This is a genomic window from Achromobacter sp. MUI-25009338 (assembly GCF_057359325.1).
In genome coordinates, this window is sequence record NZ_CM170627.1 from 541704 (window position 1) to 559724 (window position 18021).

Below are 18021 nucleotides of genomic sequence, written 5' to 3' on the forward strand. Positions count from 1 at the left end.
TCTCTTGAGAACTCAGGCGTGGGGCTGCGGAGCGGGCGGCGCTTGCGGGTCCAGGTGCGGCACGCAGACGGGGGCCTCGTGCGGCGCGGCCGAGTGCAGCGGCTTGCCGCCCAGCGTGCGCAGCAGCACGTAGAACACCGGCGTCAGGAACAGGCCGAACAGCGTCACGCCCAGCATGCCGAAGAACACCGCGACGCCCATGGCGTGGCGCATTTCCGAGCCGGCGCCGGAGGACAGCACCAGCGGCACCACGCCCATGATGAACGCGATGGAGGTCATCAGGATGGGGCGCAGGCGCAGCCGGCTGGCCTCGATGGCGGCTTCCAGCGGACCGCGGCCGTTCATCTCCAGTTCGCGCGCGAATTCCACGATCAGGATCGCGTTCTTGGCCGACAGCCCCACCAGCACCATCAGGCCGATCTGCGTGAAGATGTTGTTGTCGTTGCCGGTCAGGTAGACGCCGGTCAGCGCGGCCAGGATGCTCATGGGCACGATCAGGATCACGGCCAGCGGCAGCGTCAGGCTTTCGTACAGCGCGGCCAGCACCAGGAACACCAGCAGCACGCTGATCGGGAACACCCACAGGCCGGCGTTGCCCGCCAGGATCTGCTGGTAGGTCAGGTCGGTCCATTCCATCTTCATGCCGCGCGGCAGGGTCTCGGCGGCCACGCGCTCGGCCGCGGCCTGCGCCTGGTCGGACGAGTAGCCGGGCGCCGGGCCGCCGTTGATGTCGGCGGCGGTGTAGCCGTTGTAGCGCACCACCATTTCGGGGCCGAAGGTCTGCTTGACCGTGACCAGCGACGAGAGCGGCACCATGTCGCCGGCGTTGTTGCGGGTCTTGAGCTGCAGGATGTCGTCGGCGTGCGCGCGGAACGGCGCGTCGGCCTGCGCGCGCACCTGGAACACGCGCCCGAAGCGGTTGAAGTCGTTGACGTACATCGAGCCCAGGTAGATCTGCATGGTGTCGAACACTTCGGTCACGGGCACGCCCAGCTGCTTGGCCTTGACGCGGTCCAGGTCCACGTCGAGCTGCGGCACGTTGATCTCGTAGCTGGAGAAGGCCGGGCCGAGCTCGGGCGTCTGGCGCGCCTTGGCCAGGAAGGCGGCCTTGGCCTTGTCCAATTCGGCGTAGCCGGCGGCGCCGCGGTCCTCGATCTGGAACTTGAAGCCGCCCAGCGTGCCCAGGCCCATCACCGGCGGCGGCGGGAACACCGCGATGAAGGAATCCTGGATGGCCGCGAACTTCTGGTTCAGCGAGGCCGCGATCGCGTCGCCCGACAGCGCGGCGCTCTTGCGCTCGTTGAAGGGCTTGAGCATCACGAACACGATGCCGGCGCTGGAGCTGTTGGTGAAGCCGTTGATCGACAGGCCGGGAAAGGCGATCGCGCTCTGTACGCCGGGCTCTTTCAGGGCGATGTCGCTCATGCGCCGGATCACCGCGTCGGTGCGGTCCAGCGAGGCGCCGTTGGGCAGCTGCGTGAAGCCGATCAGGTACTGCTTGTCCTGCGCGGGCACGAAGCCGCCCGGCACCAGGTACGAGACGCCGATGGTGGCGGCCACCAGCACGGCGTACACGCCCATCGCGCCGGCCTTGCGCCGGATCACGCCGGCCACGCCGGTGCCGTAGGATTCGGAGGCGCGGCCGAACATGCGGTTGAACCAGTCGAAGAAGCGGCCGAACACGCGGTTCATGCCGCGGGTCAGCCAGTCGGGCTTCTCGTGGTGGCCCTTGAGCAGGATGGCCGACAGCGCCGGCGACAGCGTCAGCGAGTTGAAGGCCGAGATCACCGTCGAGATGGCGATGGTCATGGCGAACTGCTTGTAGAACTGCCCGGTCAGGCCGGTCATGAAGGCCAGCGGCACGAACACCGCGCACAGCGTCAGCGCGATGGCGATGATGGGCCCGCTGACTTCGCGCATGGCGCGGTAGGTCGCCTCGCGCGGCGTGAGCCCGGCCGCGATGTTGCGCTCCACGTTCTCGACCACCACGATGGCGTCGTCGACCACGATGCCGATGGCCAGCACCATGCCGAACAGCGACAGCGCGTTGATCGAGTAGCCGAAGATCAGCAGCAGCGCGAAGGTGCCGACGATGGAGACCGGCACGGCCAGCAGCGGGATGATGGAGGCGCGCCAGGTCTGCAGGAACAGGATCACCACCAGCACCACCAGCGCGATGGCTTCGAGCAGGGTGTGCACCACCGCCTCGATGCTGGCGCTGACGAACTGGGTGGGGTCGTATTCGATGCGGTATTCCACGCCCGGCGGGAAGTCCTGGGCCAGCTCGGCCATGGCCGCGCGCACCTTGGTGGAGACGTCCAGCGCGTTGGCGCCGGGCGACTGCATGATGCCCATGCCGACGGCCTGCTTGTTGTCCAGCAGCGAGCGCAGGCCGTATTCCTGGGCGTCCAGCTCCACGCGGGCGACGTCGGACAGGTAGGTCACGGCGCCGTCCGGCGAGGTCTTCAGGATGATGTCGCGGAATTCGTCCTCGGTCTGCAGGCGGCCGCGCGCATTGACGTTGAGCTGCAGCGGCACGTCGCCCAGCGTGGGCGAGGCGCCGATCACGCCGGCGGCGACCTGCACGTTCTGTTCGCGGATGGCGGCCACCACCTCGCCGGCGGTCATGCCGCGCTGGGCCACTTTCTGTGGGTCCAGCCAGACGCGCATGGAGTAGTTGCCCGAGCCCCACACCGTCACTTCGCCCACGCCCGAGATGCGGGCCAGGCGGTCCTTGACGTTCAGGATCGCGTAGTTGCGCAGATAGGTGATGTCATAGCGGTCGTTGGGCGAGATCAGGTGCACCACCAGCGTCAGCGTGGGCGAGCTCTTGGCCGTGGTGACGCCCAGGCGCTGCACGTCCGGCGGCAGGCGCGGCAGCGCCTGCGACACGCGGTTCTGCACCAGTTGCTGGGCCTTGTCGGGATCGACGCCCAGCTTGAAGTTGACCGTCAGCGTCAGGTTGCCGTCGCTGTTGGCCTGCGACTGCATGTACAGCATGTCCTCGACGCCGTTGATGGATTCCTCCAGCGGCGAGGCGACGGTCTCGGCGATGACCTTGGGGTTGGCGCCGGGGTACTGCGCGCGCACCACGACCGACGGCGGCACCACTTCCGGATACTCGGAGATGGGCAGCTGGAACATGGCCAGCAGGCCCGCCAGCAGCACCAGGACGGACAGCACGCCGGCGAAGATCGGCCGGTCGATGAAGAATTTCGAGATATTCATGGACGTTCTCGTTGCGCCTGATGGTTCGGGCCGCTTACTGGCGGGCGGCCGAGGCGGTGGCGACCGGCTTGCGCTGGGCCACGTTCATGGGGACGACGGTGGGGGTGACGGCGTCGCCCGGGCGGATGCGCTGCAGGCCGTTGACGACGATGCGCTCGCCGGCGGCCAGGCCGGAATCGACCACGCGCAGGCCGTCCTGGTTGGCGCCCAGCCTGACCTGGCGGTAGACGGCGTGGTTCTTGTCGTCCAGCACCAGCACGTAGCGCTTGTCCTGGTCGGTGCCGATGGCGCGTTCGTCGATCAGCACGGCCTCGCGCGGTTCGCTGCCGCCCAGGCGCACGCGGGCGTACAGCCCCGGCAGCAGCGAGCCGTCGGCGTTGTCGAACTCGGCGCGCACGCGGATGGTGCCGGAGGTGGCGTCCAGGCGGTTGTCCACCGAATGCACCACGCCGCTGCGCGAATAGCCTTCCTCGTTGGCCAGGCCCAGCTCCACGGGCACGGCGCCGCCGCCGTTGCGCACCGGGTTCACGTAGCGCAGGAAGGTCTGCTCGTCCACGTCGAAGGAGGCGTACATCTTGGACACCGACACCAGCGTGGTGAGCGGCACCGAGGCGGCGCCGGCCGCCACCACGTTGCCCACCGTGACTTCGGCGCGCGACACGCGCCCGTCGACCGGCGCCTCGATGCGGGTGTAGCCCAGGTTCAGCCTGGCGTAGTCCAAAGCCGCCTGCGCGCCCTGCAGATTGGCCGCGGCTTCGCGCGCGGCGTTCTGCTTTTCCTCGAAGTCGCGGCGGGCGATGGCGTTGTCGGCCAGCAGCCGCTGGCCGCGCGCTAGTTCGCTGGCCGTGTAGGAGACGCGGGCCTTGGCGGCGGTCAGGGCGGCGGCGGCGCGGTTGACTTCGGCCTCGTAGGGGCGCGGGTCGATCGTGAACAGCACGTCGCCCTTCTTGACGATGCTGCCGTCCTGGAAGTGCACGGCGGTCAGCGTGCCGGATACCAGCGGGCGGATGTCGACGCGGTCGATGGCTTCGAGCCGGCCGGAATAGCGCTGCCAGTCCACGATGGTCTTGTTGACGACCTCGGCCACCTCCACCGGCGTGGCCGTGGGAGCGGCCTGGGCCTGGGCGGCGTTGGCCCCCGCGGGGGCGCGGAACAGGGCATAACCGCCGCCGGCCGCGATGACGGCTGCGAAAACGGCGAGCACAGCAATACGATGACGCGAAAGCATGGTGTTTCCTCAAGTGGTATCGGGGCGGAGTGCCTGCCGGGCGCCTGCGGAACGGGAGGCGGCTTGCGGCGTTCCCTGGGCAATGCCGCCCCTCGGGAGCCGGTAGCCATGCTGCGGTGCAGCATGAGACGCTGTCGCGTCTTCCAGGCAGTGGCGCCCGGGGAAGGGCGGTCATTGCGATGGCCGGAAACTGAGGAGCGACATGCCCTTACGGGGTGCCGGGCGGGGGAGCCGGGCGGCAAGGGCACTTCAAGATGGTTTGCATTCTGAGTGTTTTGCGACAGCGGATAAACCCGTATGTTTCGGCAACACTAGTCGGCATAAACGACTAATCGGCGGCGAAATCGGGTTATGCTGCACGCACCCCCTTTTGTCTATCCCAAGGACACCGCCGCCATGGATCGCTTTCAGGCTATGCAGGTGTTTGTGCGCGTCGTGGACGCCAACAGCTTCACCCGGGCGGCCGACAGCCTCTCGCTCCCGCGCACCACCGTCACCACCATCATCCAGAACCTCGAACGCCTGCTGGGCGTGCGCCTGCTCAACCGCACCACGCGCCGTATCGGCCTGACGCCGGACGGCGCCGGCTATTACCAGCATTGCGTGCGCATCCTGGCCGACGTGGAAGAAACCGAGGCCTGTTTCCAGGAAGCGGCGCTGCGCCTGAAGGGCCGGCTGCGCATCGACGTGCCCACGGCCATCGGGCGGCTCATCCTGATTCCCGCATTGTGCGATTTCCACGACAAGTACCCCGACGTGGAGCTGGTGCTGGGCCTGAGCGACCGGCCGGTCGACATGGTGCAGGAGGCCGTGGACTGCGTGATCCGCGGCGGCGAGCTGGAAGACTCCAGCCTGGTGGCGCGCCGCATCGGTTCGCTGCAGACCGTCACCTGCGCCGCGCCCGCCTACGTGGCGCGCCACGGCCTGCCGCAGACCATCGAAGCCCTGCGCGATCACCAGGCGGTGCACTACTTCTCCAGCCGCACTGGACGCAACTGCGCCTGGGACTTCAACGTGGACGGCAAGCACCAGGAAGTCGACATGAAGGGCGTGGTGGCCGTGAACGAATCCGGCGCCTACCTGGATTGCGGGCTCAAGGGCTTCGGCCTGATCCAGGTGCCGCGCTTCATGGCGCTGCCGCACCTGCAGGCGGGCGAACTGATCGAGGTGCTGCCCCAATGGAAACCCAGCGCCACGGCGATTTCGGTGCTGTATCCGCAAAGCCGGCAGCTCTCGCCCAAGGTGCGCGCGTTTTCCGACTGGGTGGCGGAACTGTTCGCCGGCTGCCCGCTGCTGAGCGGCCGCGACGAAAACGATCCCGCCGCCGCCCACTGCGGCATCTATGCGCGCGGCCAGGCCTCGCAGGCCATCGCCGCCATGGGCGCGCCCCTGCCGGCCACGCCGGCGCGCCGCCGCAGCGCGCGCGAGGAAGCGGCGGAATACGCCCTGTAAACGGGGGCGCGGGGCGGCGCCGCAGGCCGGTTCCGCCCCGGTATGCACGGGTAACCCCGTAGTAAATACAGGCATTGTGTCCCTCGTATCGCACGAAACGTCTGTATAGTCCGACAGTCTGAGCCTTACAACTTACTGTCGATCCGCTCCATGCAGCCCGTACTTCCCGCCTACCTGATCGCCCGTTGGCTTTTGCTGCTCGTGTTGTTGGCGGGGGTGTATTTCCTTAGCGGCTTCCTGGTGCCGGCGCTGGCGGCGCTGATCATAGGCCTGGCCAGCTGGCCGCTGTACCAGCGGCTGGTGGTGCGCTGCGGCGGACGCACCACGCTGGCCGCCTCGCTGGCGCTGCTGATGGTGGTGGTGGTGCTGATCGTGCCGATGTCGCTGGCGCTGTCCTACGCCATCAAGGAAGCCAGCGCCTTCTTCGCCTGGGCCATCGCGGCCAACCGGCACGGCGTGGCGGTGCCCGCCTGGATCACTTCGATGCCGGTGGTGGGCGAACGCCTGGGCCAGTACTGGGCGACCTATATCGGCGAGCCCCACGCGCTGGGCGCGCTGGTCGAGGCCGTCAGCGGCGAGCACCTGGGCAATATCTACCGCATGATCCTGGCGGCCACGGGCAACGTGTTCCAGCTGCTGCTGACCGTGCTGTTCATGCTGATCACGCTGTTCTTCGTCTACAAGGACGGCGCCCGCATGGTGGCGCAGCTCGACGTGCTGGGCGAGCGCATCCTGCCGGCGCGCTGGCTGCGCTTTTCGCGCGTGGTGCCGGCCACCATCAACTCCACCGTCACCGGCATGGGCCTGATCGCGCTGGGCGAGGGCGTGGTGCTGGGCATCGCCTACTGGATCGCGGGCGTGCCCTCGCCGGTGCTGCTGGGCGTGGTCACCGGGTTCATGGCCCTGATTCCGGGCGGCGCGCCGCTGTCGTTCACGCTGGTGTCGCTGTACCTGGTCGGCTCGGGCCACGTGGTGGCGGGCATCGCGCTGATGGTGTGGGGCAGCGTGGAACTCTTCATCGTCGACAAGACCCTGCGTCCGCGCCTGGTGGGCGGGCCGGTCAAGCTGCCGTTCCTGCCGACCTTCTTCGGCCTGGTGGGGGGCGTGAAGACCATGGGCATCGTCGGCCTGTTCGTCGGCCCGGTGCTGATGGCCCTGCTGGTGGCCGTATGGCGCGAATGGGTGCACCATGAGGTGCAGGAGCGCGACGCGGCCCGGGTGAATCCGCCGGCGGCCTAGGACGCGGTTTTGGTAATCTAGCCGTCCCCGCGCATGCCGGCGCCTGTCCGGTACGCAGACGCCTTGCGGCTCGTGATGCGGGTTGAGGATCGACATGTCTGGATTACTGATTGATGATCAGATCGCCGTCCTGCGCGAGCAGGGCTTCGTGGTGCTGCGCGGGTTCGCCAGCCCCGAACAGGTGGCGGCGCTGCGCGCCGTGGCCGAACGCCATTTGCGCGACCACGTCGCGCCCATCGAATACGAGGCCGACCTGCGCTATCCGGGCGCGCCCGAATCGCGCGCCGCCGAGGGCGGGCTGACCGTCAGGCGGCTGCTGGGCGCCTACGCGCGCGATCCGCTATTCGCGCGCTGGGCCACCGATCCGCGCATCGGACGATGGCTGGGGCGCTATTTCGGCGAAACGCCGGTGCTGTCCACCGTGCACCACAATTGCGTGATGACCAAGCATCCGGCCTATGGCAGCCTGACGGGCTGGCACCAGGACATCCGCTACTGGTCGTTCTCGGACACCGACCTGGTGTCCTGCTGGCTGGCGCTGGGGCCGGAAACCCGCGAGAACGGCGGGCTTTCCTTCATTCCCGGATCGCACGCGGCTTCGTATGCGCCGGAGCAGTTCGACGCCCAGAAATTCTTCCGCGACGACGAGCCGCGCAACGCCGGGTGGATCGCGCGCGCGGTCTGTCCGGCGCTGCAGGCCGGCGACGTGGTGTTCTTCCATTGCCGCACGCTGCACGCCGCCCAGGGCAACCGCAGCCAGCAAGTGAAGCTGTCGGTGGTGCACACCTACCATCCGCAGTCCTGTCATCCGGTGGCCGGCACGCGTTCGGCGTCGCAGCCGGGCGTGCCCTTGGAGGACCCTGCCGGATAGGGAAACTGATTGGAATCTGCTATTAATAATTGAATTACAATTAATATTAGCGCACTGCGCATGGCCCGATCGGCCGTGCGTGATTTCTCGCGCCGCATCCCTAGAACTCGAATAGGCTGTTTCCTGTGCGCAATCAACCCCCTGCCGATACGGAAAAAACGCGGGCGGCGACCGAGACCCGGTCGTCGCTCTTCGTGGGCTCCACCGAAAAGGCCTTCCAGGTCCTGCATGCGTTCGACGGTCCGAAGCGCCATATGACGCTGGCCGACGTCGCCCGCGCGTCGGGCCTGGACCGCAGCGCGACGCAGCGCCTGGTCTATACGCTGGAGACGCTGGGCTATCTGCGCCGGATTCCCGACACGCGCAATTACGGGCTGACGCCGAAGGTGCTGCAGTTTTCGTACAACTATGTGCGCGCCAACGAACTGATCGACAAGGCCTCGCCGTATCTGCTGGACATCAGCCGCACGCTGGGCGAGACCACCAATCTGCAGGAGCTCGACGGGCACGAGATCGTGTTCGTGGCGCGGTTTCCGGGGCACCACCTGGTGAATGTGGATATCGCGGTGGGGAGCCGGCTGCCGGCCTATTTCACGGCGTCGGGGACGGCGATCCTGTCACGGCTGTCGGAAGAGCAGCGGCGGGAGATCCTGGCGCAGACCAGGCTGGAGCCGATTACGCCTTATACCGAGGTGGACCCGGAGAAGCTGCTGGAGCGGGTGCGGCGCGTGGCCGAGAAGGGGTACGCGATCATCGTGAACGAGACGGTGCTGGGGGATATTTCGGTGGCGGCGCCGGTGATCGATCATCGGGGGTTGGCGGTGGCTGCGATCAATATTGCCGTGCCTACGACTCGGTGGACGGTTGCACGGGTGGAGGCCGAGCTGGCGCCTCATGTGCAGGTGGCGGCGACTTCTATTTCCAAGTCCAAGTTTTCGGCTTATTCGAGGTAGGTCGTTGTTGTACGGCCTTGCTGTCGGGCTTCGTAGGTCGCCCGGCGGCGCGGGCGGCGTGGCTGTTCGCGCCCGCGATTGCGGTCCGGAGCGTTCGCTCCGGACTGCCCCTTCGTCATCCTCGTCCGCCTTCGGCTCCCTACGGATTCCCTCGGGCGCAATCGAGGTTGCTCACAGCCACGCCGCCCACACCGCCGGGCTGCCGGCGTCTTGGGTCCGGCGTTTGGACCTGTGGTCGGAGGAAGAGTTTGCAGGGCCGCCCATGGCAGCCGCGCGGGCGGCTGCCATGGGCATCCGTGGTGGGTTGATTTGGGCGGGTGGTCGCGGCGCGGTGGGGTGGGGGTGACGATGGGCGTTAGGGGTTGATGCCCTCGAATTCCTTCAGCAGCGGAATCAGTTCCTTGCGCAGCGCGGCCTGCAGGCCGTCGGCGGGGGGGACCAGGGGGTCCAGGACTTCGGGGGCGTTTACGCCGATCAGGTCCATGACCGACTTCATGGGGCCGGGGTTGGTTTCGGCGAAGGCCAGGTTCATCAGGGGGATCAGGCGGCGGTGCAGTGCCATCGATTCGCGGGTGTGGCCCTGGGAGGCGAGTTCGTAGACCTTGCGCCAGGCGGTGGGCAGCAGGCTGGCGGTGACGACGATGCCGCCTTTTGCGCCGGCGGCCAGGTGGACGGGGAGCAGGGTGTCTTCGCCGCTGAAGACGGCGAAGGAGTCGTCCACGCCGGCCACGGTGCGCAGGAAGTGGTACATGTCGGTGTTGCAGGCCTTCATGCCGATGATGTTCTCGTGGCGTGAAAGTTCGTGCAGCACTTCGGGGGCGATGGCGATGCGGGTGCGGTAGGGGATCTCGTAGATCATCACCGGCAGCGGCGAGGCGTCGGCGTAGCGCAGGAAGTACTCGCGGATGCCGGCCTGGGTGGGGGTGGTGTAGTAGGGAGTCAGCACCATCAGCGCGTCGGCGCCGGCGTCGGCGAATTCCTGGCCGGCCTGCAGCGCGTCGTGAAAGCCCGGGTCCAGCACGCCGGGGATCACCGGAATCCGGCCTTGCACGGCGTCCACGGTCAGCTTGCACATGCGGATGCGTTCGGCGCGGGCCAGCGCGCCGTATTCGCCGGTGCCGCCCAGCGGCACGATGCCGTCTATGCCCTGCTTGAGCAGGTAGGCGATCAGGGCCTGCGCGGCGGCGGCGTTGATGGTGTCGTCGGCGTTGACGGGGGTGGGGATGGCGGGGAATACTCCGCGCAGTCGGGTTGCGTTCAGCATGAAACCTATCCAGTTAGGTGAAACGGGCGCGGATCAGTTGGCCAGGCTGCGGCGGCGCAGCCGGTCGGCCAGCCAGATCAGCACGGCAATGAAGATGAAAAGGCAGGTCGAGACCGCGGCGATCACGGGCGAGATCTGCAGGGTCACTTCGTCCCAGAACTGTTTGGGCAGCGTGGCGTTCAGGCCGCCGGACGCGAACAGGGCGATGGTCAGTTCGTCGAACGAGGTGGCGAAGGCGAACAGGAACGACGACATCAGGCCCGCGCCCAGGATCGGGAAGGTGACGAAGCGCAGCGTGGCCCAGGGGCTGGCGCCCAGGCTTTGCGCCGCCAGGTCCAGCCGCGTGTCGTAGTTGCGCAGCACGGCCATCATGGTGATCACCACGTAGGGCACGGCGACGACGGTGTGCGCCAGGATCAGGCCGACGGCCGACCCCACCAGGCCGACGCGGGCGAAGAAATAGAACATGCCCACGGCGATGATCATGCGCGGCACCACGATGGGCGACAGCACGAAGGCCAGCATGGCCGACTTGCCGCGCATGTTGGCGCGCACCAGCAGGAACGCGGCCGGGGTGCCGATCAGCATGGCCAGCAGGCCGGTGCCCACGCCGACGATGAGCGAACGGGTGATCGCCTGCATCCACACGGGCGAGGTGAACATCTGTTCGTACCATTGCAGCGAGAAGCCCTTGGGCGGCCAGGTCAGGCCCGAGCCGGCATCGAACGACAGCGGGATCATCAGGAAGGCCGGCGCCGACAGGAAGGCCAGCACCAGCAGCACGACCCACCACAGCGTGCGCGACTGGCCGGTGCCCGACACCGAGCGCCGCAGGCGTCCGGGCAGGAGGCCGAACAGGCGGTCCGAGACGTCGGCCAGCAGCGTCAGCGCTGCGTCGCCGGCGCGCCGGCCCAGGCCCGCCCGGCCCGAGGCGCGCACGCGGGTCGAGGCGGCGCCGGTCATGGTCGACAGGCCCAGCACCTTGTCGTAGATGGCGAACACCACCAGCACCACCACCAGCAGCAGCACCGACACCGCGCCGGCGAATTCCCAGTTCATGGTCTGCTGGACCTGGTCGATGATGATCTGGGTGATCATCGTTTCCTTGCGCCCGCCCAGCAGGGCCGGCGTGATGAAGAAGCCGATGGCGGTCACGAACACCATGATGGCGGCGGCGGCCACGCCGGGCATGGACAAGGGAAAGTAGATCTTCCAGAACGCCGTGCCGGGACGCGCGCCCAGCGTGGAAGCGGCGCGCGGCAGGTTGCGGTCGATGTTTTCCATGACGGACAGCATCGTCAGCACCGCCAGCGGCATCAGCGCGTGCACCATGCCCACCAGCACGCTGCCGAAGTTGTAGAGCAGGTTGGCCGGCGCATCCAGGATGCCCAGCGCCTGCAGCAGCTGGTTGACCACGCCGTTGCGTCCCAGCAGCACCACCCAGGCGAAGGTGCGCACCAGGAAGCTGGTCCAGAAGGACAGCAGCACCCAGAACAGCAGCGAGGTCTTGCGCCGCGCCGACAGGCTGGAGATCAGGTAGGCCACGGGGTAGCCCGCGACCACCGAGAAGAACGTGGTCCACAGCGAGATCTTCAGCGTGATCAGCAGCACGTTCACGTACACGGATGAGTCGAAGAGCCGCTGGTACTGCGTCAGCGAAAAGCCCTGGTCGCCGTAGACGCTCAACAGCAGCAGCTGGCCCACCGGGTAGATGAGCAGCACCAGCAGCAGCACGACCAGCGGCGCCGCCATCAGGAAGTGGCGGCGGCCCTGGCCCATGCGCTTGCGGGGAGTGGCGAGGGTCGTCATGGGCTTACTCCGGGATGGCGACGGCGTCGGCGGCCTGCCAGCTGACCGACAACGGCTGGCCGATGGCGTACTGCTCGGCCTGCCGCTGCGTCGGATGGGCGGCGACGATGGGCGCCGCGTCGGCCACGCCCGTGTCCAGGTAGAGCTTGGTCAGGCTGCCGGTGACCATGACGTCCAGCAGCTTGCCGCCCAGGGCCGGGCCCTGGGCGCCGGCCCCGCTCACGCGCAGGTTCTGCGGGCGCAGCATCACGGTGACCTTCTGGCCGGCGCGCAGCGGCGCGCCATTGGACAGCGCGGGGCCGGTCACGCCTTGGTGTTCCAGCCTGACCGAGACGGTGTCGCCATCCGCCGATTCGACCACGCCCCGCAGCAGATTGGATTCGCCCAGGAAGTCGGCCACGAACAGGGTGCGCGGGCGGAAGTACAGGTCGGCCGGCGTGCCCAGCTGTTCGATCGCGCCGCCGTTCATCAGGCAGATGCGGTCGGACATGGTCATCGCCTCTTCCTGGTCGTGCGTCACGTAGACGATGGTCGTGCCCAGTTCGCGGTGGATGCGCTTGATCTCCAGCTGCATCTGGTCGCGCAGCTTCTTGTCCAGCGCGCCCAGCGGTTCGTCCATCAGGATGATGGCGGGGCGGTAGACCATGCAGCGCGCCAGCGCGATGCGCTGCTGCTGGCCGCCGGACAGTTCGCGCGGCAGGCGCGCCGCGACGTGCGGCAGGCGCACCATCTCCAGCGCCTCCATCGCGCGGCGGCGCGCTTCGGCCGCCGGCACCTTGCGCATCTTCAGCGGGAACGCGATGTTCTCTTCGATGCTCATGTGCGGGAACAGCGCGTAGTTCTGGAACACCATGCCGATGTCGCGTTCGTACGGCGCGCCGTAGGTCACGTCGACGCCGTCGATCAGCACCTGGCCCTCGTCGGGCTGGGCCAGGCCCGCGATCAGGCTCAGCAGGGTGGTCTTGCCGGAGCCGGACGGCCCCAGCAGCGTCAGGAATTCGCCGCGCGCGACGTCCAGGTGGGTGGGGGCCAGGGCGACGAAGTCGCCATAGCGTTTGCCCAGGCCCGAGATTTGCAGATTGGAGGAGGACATGATGTTCGACGAGGTAGGGATTACTTCAGGACCCAGCCGTTGAAGCGCTCGATGACGTCGCGCTGCTTCTCCAGCCAGTAGGCGGCGTTGATGTGCAGGCCCGTCTTGATGTTGTCGGGGTGGGTCGGGCAGTTGCGCGCCACCTCGGGCTTGATGTGGTCGAAGGCGGCGGGCTGCGTGACGCCGGCCGCGAAATACTCGACCAGCGCGGCCTGGCGCTTGGGGTCCGAGGCGAACTTGATGAATTCGCGGCAGGCGTCGGCGTTGGGCGTGCCCTTGAGGATCGACCAGTTGTCGCAGCCCCAGATGTTCTGGTCCCACACGATCTCCACCGGCGCGCCGTTGGCGATGGCCGATTGCGCGCGCGACACCCAGGTGGCGATCATGTCGACCTCGCCGGAGCCCAGCATCTGCTCGACCTGGGCGCCGGTGTTCCACCACACCTCCACCGCGGGCTTGATCTTGTCCAGGCTGGCCAGGGCGCGGTCGATGTCGCAGGGGTAGACCTTGTCGGTCGGCACGCCGTCGGCCATCAGCGCTTCCTCGATGGTGTCGAACGGATGCTTGCGCAGGCCGCGGCGGCCCGGGATGTTCTTCACGTCCCAGAAGTCGGCCCACGACGCCGGCGCACGGCGGCCCTGGAACGCATCCTTGCGGTAGGCCAGCACGGTGGAATAGACGTTGTTGCCGACGCCATACGGCGACATGTACTGCTTGGGAATGCTGGCCACCACCGGGTCGGATTCCAGGCCGTGCTTTTCCAGGTAGACCTTGCCGCCTTCGGTCAGCATCAGGATGGCGGGCTGGCTGATCTTGGCCATGTCCCAGGTGTAGTTGCCGGTCTCCACCATGCTGCGGATCTGGGCGGTGGGCTCGGCGTTGGCCTGCACGCCCACCACCTGGATGCCGGTGGCCTCGGTGAACGGGCGGTAGAACACGGCGCCGTAGGCCTTGCTGTAGATGCCGCCGTCGTCGCGCACGACGATGCGCTTGGAGGCCGCGCGCGACGGCGTCCAGATCATGGGCATGGCCAGGGCGGCGGCGCCGGCGGCCACGGTCTTGAGCGCGTTGCGGCGCGAGGCGTTATGGGAGATCGGTTTCATGGAAGGCTCCTACGGATTGAGAACGGCTCAAGGCAGCAAGCGGCCGGGGTTGAAAAGCTGGGCGGGATCGAAAGCCTGTTTCACCGCGCGCATCATCGCCAGCTCCACCGGCGACTTGTAGTGCGCCATTTCGGCGAGCGAGCTGCGGCCCACGCCGTGTTCGGCGCTGAAGGTGCCGCCCAGCGCTGCGGCCACGTCGTTGACCGCGCGCCGGATGGCGGCGGCCATCGCGTCGCGGTCGGGCAGCGCGTTCCAGGCATCGAAGGTGAAAAACGGAATGAAGTGCACGTTGCCGTCGCCCAGGTGCGCCACGATCAGCACCGGCAGACCCGGCGCCAGTTCGCGCACGGCCCGGGTGGCTTCGTCGATGAAGCGCGGCACGGCGGATACGGGCACGGCGGTGTCGGTGGTCAGGCCCACGCCGGCCTTCTTGTTGCCTTCCGACACGCTGTGGCGCACTTCCCAGAGGGCGGCGCGCTGCGCGCCGTTGGCGGCCAGCACGGCGTCGTGCAACAGGCCCTGGGACGCGGCCTGCTCCAGGATCTGCTGCAGCAGTTCCTGCAATCCGGCGTCGTCGCCGGTGTCGGACAGTTCCACCAGCACGTGCCAGGGATGGGCGCCGGGCAGCGGATTCTTGCGGCCCGGCACGTGCGCCATCACCACGTCCAGCTGGTTGCTGTCGATCATTTCGAAGGCCGACAGGCGCGAGCCGCAGGCCCGCTGGAACAGGCCCAGGATGTCCAGCGCGGCCCGCGGGCTGTCCGGCGCCAGCCAGGCCACGGCGTGCGCGCTGGGCAGGGGATGCAGCTTCAGCACGGCGGCGGTGACGATGCCCATCGTGCCTTCGGCGCCGATGAACAGGTGCTTGAGGTCATAGCCCGTGTTGTTCTTGCGCAGCGCGGTCAGGCCGTCCCAGATGGAGCCGTCGGGCAGCACCACTTCCAGCCCCAGGATGTTGTCGCGCGTGTTGCCGTAGCGCAGCACGCCGGTGCCGCCCGCGTTGGTGGCGATGGTGCCGCCGATCTGGCACGAGCCTTCCGCGCCCAGGCTGATCGGGTACAGCCGGCCTTGCGCGGCCGCCGCTTCCTGCACTGCGGCCAGCACGCAGCCGGCCTCGACTTCCATGGAATTGTTGGCCGCGTCCACGCGGCGCACGCGGCGCATGCGCGCCAGGTTCACGATCACGGGCGGGCGGCCTCCGGCGGCGGGCACGGCGCCGCCGCACAGGCTGGTGTTGCCGCCCTGGGGCAGCACCGGCGCGCCGTGCGCGTGGCACAGGCGCACCACCTCGGACACCTGCTGCGTGTTGCCGGGCAGCGCCACGCACAGCGCCGGGCCCTTGTAGCGGCCGCGCCAGTCTTCGGTGTAGCCGGCCATGTCGGCTTCGCTGTGGAGGATGGCGTCCGCGCCCAGGGCCTGGGTCAGCGCGTCTAGCAGGGTGTTGCCGTTGGTCATGTCTGTGGTCCCGATGGGCGCTGGAGTCCCAGCGCGTTCGGGCACAGCATACGATTACTTAAATTGCTTTTCGATTTAAGTAATCGAATTGCAATTGATTTTAGGGTATGTCCTAGGCTAGCGCGTCGCTCGCCCAGGCCCGTGCGCCGGGCGTAACCGCGGATTAGTGGCGATCCGAATTGCGGCGCTCAAAATGATCGAAATACAATTATATTATTCTGTATTCGATTTATTTTAAACACCGCCAGGCCATGGAAAACAAGGAACTGCAATGCTGCCGTGCGTGATGGACTACCGGCGCCACGCGCAAAAACGCCTGCCCCGGCTGGCGTTCGATTACCTCGAAGGCGGGGCGGAGGACGGCCTGACGATGACGCGCAACGCATCGGCCTACGCCGCGCTGGAATTCCGCCCGGACGTGCTGGTCGACGTCTCCGAATGCCGGCTGGAAACGCCGCTGCTGGGCGCCACCGCCGCCATGCCGGCCGCCGTCGGCCCCACCGGCCTGAACGGGCTGTTCTGGCCCGACGCCGACGTCCACCTGGCGCGCGCCGCGCACCGGGCCGGCCTGCCTTTCGTGCTGTCGACCGCGTCCACTTCCCTGCTGGAAGACGTGCGCGCGGCGACCTCCGGCGAGCTCTGGCTGCAGCTCTACGTGCAGCGCGACCGCCGCATCGCCGAGCACCTGATGGACCGCGCCTGGCAGAACGGCTATACCGTGCTGTTCCTGACCGTGGACGTGCCGGTCCACGGCAACCGCGACCACGACAAGCGCAACGGCTTCAAGCTGCCGCTGCGGCCGTCGCCGCGCCTGCTGCTGGACCTGGCCGCGCATCCGGGCTGGTGCTGGCGCATGCTGCGCCACGGCGGCCCGCAGCTGAAGAACCTGGCCGTCAGCTCCAACGCGCGCGAGAACATCACCGAACAGGCCTCGGCGCTCAGCCGCCAGATGGACCTGGCGCTGAGCTGGGACGACGTCGCCTGGCTGCGCCGCGTCTGGCGCGGGCGCATCGTCATCAAGGGCATCCAGGGGCTGGCCGACGCGCGCCGCGCCCGGGCGCGCGGCGTCGACGGCATCGTCCTGTCCAACCACGGCGGCCGCCAGCTCGAAAGCGCGCCATGCCCGCTGGAAATCCTGCCGGAGGTGGCGGCCGAACTGGGACGCTCGCTGGAAATCATGGTCGACGGCGGCGTGCGCCGCGGCAGCGATATCGCCAAGGCGGTGGCGCTGGGCGCGCGCGCCGTGCTGCTGGGCCGCGCGCCGCTGTACGGCCTGGCGGGCCGCGGGCCGGCCGGCGCGCACGAGGTGCTGGCGATTCTGCGCACCGAACTCGAAAACACCCTCAGGCTGCTGGGCCGCAGCCGCATCGACGCCCTGAACGCGGGCGCGGTGCGGCGGCGCTGAGCTCCACGCCTGCAACCTTCATCGGAACATCCATGCGCGAAAAAATCGTTTTCATCGGCGGCGGCAACATGGCCTCGGCCATCATCGACGGCCTGCTCGGCCAGGGCAGGGCGTTGGAAGACTTCCTGGTGGTGGAGCCCTACGCGCCCACGCGCGAGGCCCTGGCCGCGCGCGGCCTGGCCTGCGTGGAGCTGCCCGGTCCCGGCCTGGGCGACGCCGCGCTGTGCGTGCTGGCCACCAAGCCGCAGGTGCTGCGCGAGGCCTGCGCGCAGGTCCGGCGTCATCTGTCGGCCGAGGCCGTCGTGGTCAGCATCGCGGCCGGCGTCGAACTGGCCGCGCTGTCGGACTGGCTGGGCGGCCATGCTCGCATCGTGCGCGCCATGCCGAACACGCCGGCCAAGGTGGGCCTGGGCATGACGGGTCTGTACGCCACGCCGGCCTGCGGGCCGCGCGAACGCGCGCTGGCCGACGCCCTGTTCGCGGCGGTGGGCGAACGCATCTGGACCGCCAGCGAAGCCATGATCGACGCCGTCACCGCGGTGACCGGCAGCGGGCCGGGCTACGTCTTCCATTTCATGGCCGCGCTGGAGCAGGGCGCGGTCGAACTGGGCTTCGCGCCCGCCGAAGCGCGCCGGCTGGCGGTATCGGCGTTTCGCGGCGCGGCCGCGCTGGCCGCCGCCGAAGACACCGCCTTGTCCGAGCTGCAGGACCGCGTCACCTCCCAGGGCGGCACCACCCACGCGGCCCTGTCGCACATGCGCGAAGCCGGCGTGGCCGAGGCGATCGCCCGGGCCGTGCATTGCGCCCGGCAACGCGCGCGGGAACTGGCCGCGGGATAGGGCGCCCGCGCCCCGGGCTTGACGGAAGGCCTATCGGAACTATATCGTACGATATATATCGTACGATACGTTCCGAGGAGGT

Annotated in this window: 13 protein-coding genes; 6 read left to right on the plus strand and 7 right to left on the minus strand. The window is 68.3% G+C overall.

What is annotated here, in order from left to right; all coding sequences use genetic code 11:
• Window positions 1-12: 12 nt before the first annotated feature.
• Both AC1IQ6_RS02550 and AC1IQ6_RS02555 read right to left on the minus strand, forming a co-directional pair.
• Window positions 13-3228 (minus strand): multidrug efflux RND transporter permease subunit, encoded by a 3216-nt coding sequence (locus AC1IQ6_RS02550; RefSeq protein ID WP_209164672.1) that lies wholly within the window; start codon window positions 3226-3228, stop codon window positions 13-15.
• A 34-nt stretch (window positions 3229-3262) separates the two neighbouring features.
• The gene (locus tag AC1IQ6_RS02555) at window positions 3263-4456 is read right to left on the minus strand and encodes an efflux RND transporter periplasmic adaptor subunit (protein WP_485865758.1); all 1194 of its coding nucleotides are present in this window, start codon (window positions 4454-4456) and stop codon (window positions 3263-3265) included.
• Between the two features lie 396 nt (window positions 4457-4852).
• On the opposite strand from AC1IQ6_RS02555, the gene AC1IQ6_RS02560 reads away from it, so the two are divergent.
• From AC1IQ6_RS02560 to AC1IQ6_RS02575, 4 genes are all read left to right on the plus strand, one after another.
• Entirely contained in the window at window positions 4853-5908 is a 1056-nt protein-coding gene (locus tag AC1IQ6_RS02560; protein WP_102773537.1) for a LysR family transcriptional regulator, read from the plus strand.
• A gap of 150 nt (window positions 5909-6058) precedes the next feature.
• Window positions 6059-7147: an AI-2E family transporter gene (locus AC1IQ6_RS02565; protein ID WP_485865759.1), complete on the plus strand. Its 1089-nt coding sequence runs from the start codon at window positions 6059-6061 to the stop codon at window positions 7145-7147.
• A gap of 94 nt (window positions 7148-7241) precedes the next feature.
• A complete protein-coding gene (locus AC1IQ6_RS02570) occupies window positions 7242-8018 on the plus strand; it encodes a phytanoyl-CoA dioxygenase family protein (RefSeq protein ID WP_485865760.1) in 777 nt (258 codons plus the stop codon).
• 125 nt (window positions 8019-8143) lie between these two features.
• Complete coding sequence (locus AC1IQ6_RS02575; RefSeq protein ID WP_485865761.1) at window positions 8144-8971, plus strand: IclR family transcriptional regulator; 828 nt, start codon at window positions 8144-8146, stop codon at window positions 8969-8971.
• A gap of 355 nt (window positions 8972-9326) precedes the next feature.
• On the opposite strand, the gene dapA is transcribed toward AC1IQ6_RS02575, so the two are convergent.
• Genes dapA through AC1IQ6_RS02600 form a run of 5 tightly spaced genes read right to left on the minus strand, consistent with a single transcriptional unit; the run spans window position 9327 to window position 15695 of the window.
• Window positions 9327-10235: a 4-hydroxy-tetrahydrodipicolinate synthase gene (gene dapA, locus AC1IQ6_RS02580; protein WP_111826016.1), complete on the minus strand. Its 909-nt coding sequence runs from the start codon at window positions 10233-10235 to the stop codon at window positions 9327-9329.
• 33 nt (window positions 10236-10268) lie between these two features.
• Window positions 10269-12044, minus strand: coding sequence for an ABC transporter permease subunit (locus AC1IQ6_RS02585; RefSeq protein ID WP_485865762.1), 1776 nt, complete (start codon window positions 12042-12044; stop codon window positions 10269-10271).
• Window positions 12045-12048: 4 nt separating this feature from the next.
• Window positions 12049-13137 carry an ABC transporter ATP-binding protein gene (locus AC1IQ6_RS02590; RefSeq protein ID WP_102773366.1) on the minus strand — a complete coding sequence of 363 codons (1089 nt, stop codon included), beginning with the start codon at window positions 13135-13137 and terminating at the stop codon, window positions 12049-12051.
• Between the two features lie 20 nt (window positions 13138-13157).
• Window positions 13158-14240, minus strand: a complete 1083-nt coding sequence (locus tag AC1IQ6_RS02595) for an ABC transporter substrate-binding protein (protein ID WP_102773367.1) — start codon at window positions 14238-14240, stop codon at window positions 13158-13160.
• A gap of 27 nt (window positions 14241-14267) precedes the next feature.
• On the minus strand, window positions 14268-15695 hold the full coding sequence (locus tag AC1IQ6_RS02600) for an FAD-binding oxidoreductase (RefSeq protein WP_485865763.1): 1428 nt from the start codon (window positions 15693-15695) through the stop codon (window positions 14268-14270).
• 271 nt (window positions 15696-15966) lie between these two features.
• On the opposite strand from AC1IQ6_RS02600, the gene AC1IQ6_RS02605 reads away from it, so the two are divergent.
• Window positions 15967-17100, plus strand: a complete 1134-nt coding sequence (locus tag AC1IQ6_RS02605; protein ID WP_209164666.1) for an alpha-hydroxy acid oxidase — start codon at window positions 15967-15969, stop codon at window positions 17098-17100.
• A 32-nt stretch (window positions 17101-17132) separates the two neighbouring features.
• On the plus strand, window positions 17133-17939 hold the full coding sequence (proC, locus tag AC1IQ6_RS02610) for a pyrroline-5-carboxylate reductase (RefSeq protein WP_485865764.1): 807 nt from the start codon (window positions 17133-17135) through the stop codon (window positions 17937-17939).
• Window positions 17940-18021 lie beyond the last annotated feature (82 nt).

Coding starts and splice junctions, on each gene's coding strand:
- AC1IQ6_RS02550 (WP_209164672.1), bottom strand. CDS start 3,228: ATGAATATCTCGAAATTCTTCATCGACCGGCCGATCTTCGCCGGCGTG.
- AC1IQ6_RS02555 (WP_485865758.1), bottom strand. CDS start 4,456: ATGCTTTCGCGTCATCGTATTGCTGTGCTCGCCGTTTTCGCAGCCGTC.
- AC1IQ6_RS02560 (WP_102773537.1), top strand. CDS start 4,853: ATGGATCGCTTTCAGGCTATGCAGGTGTTTGTGCGCGTCGTGGACGCC.
- AC1IQ6_RS02565 (WP_485865759.1), top strand. CDS start 6,059: ATGCAGCCCGTACTTCCCGCCTACCTGATCGCCCGTTGGCTTTTGCTG.
- AC1IQ6_RS02570 (WP_485865760.1), top strand. CDS start 7,242: ATGTCTGGATTACTGATTGATGATCAGATCGCCGTCCTGCGCGAGCAG.
- dapA (WP_111826016.1), bottom strand. CDS start 10,235: ATGCTGAACGCAACCCGACTGCGCGGAGTATTCCCCGCCATCCCCACC.
- AC1IQ6_RS02585 (WP_485865762.1), bottom strand. CDS start 12,044: ATGACGACCCTCGCCACTCCCCGCAAGCGCATGGGCCAGGGCCGCCGC.
- AC1IQ6_RS02590 (WP_102773366.1), bottom strand. CDS start 13,137: ATGTCCTCCTCCAATCTGCAAATCTCGGGCCTGGGCAAACGCTATGGC.
- AC1IQ6_RS02595 (WP_102773367.1), bottom strand. CDS start 14,240: ATGAAACCGATCTCCCATAACGCCTCGCGCCGCAACGCGCTCAAGACC.
- AC1IQ6_RS02600 (WP_485865763.1), bottom strand. CDS start 15,695: ATGACCAACGGCAACACCCTGCTAGACGCGCTGACCCAGGCCCTGGGC.
- AC1IQ6_RS02605 (WP_209164666.1), top strand. CDS start 15,967: ATGCTGCCGTGCGTGATGGACTACCGGCGCCACGCGCAAAAACGCCTG.
- proC (WP_485865764.1), top strand. CDS start 17,133: ATGCGCGAAAAAATCGTTTTCATCGGCGGCGGCAACATGGCCTCGGCC.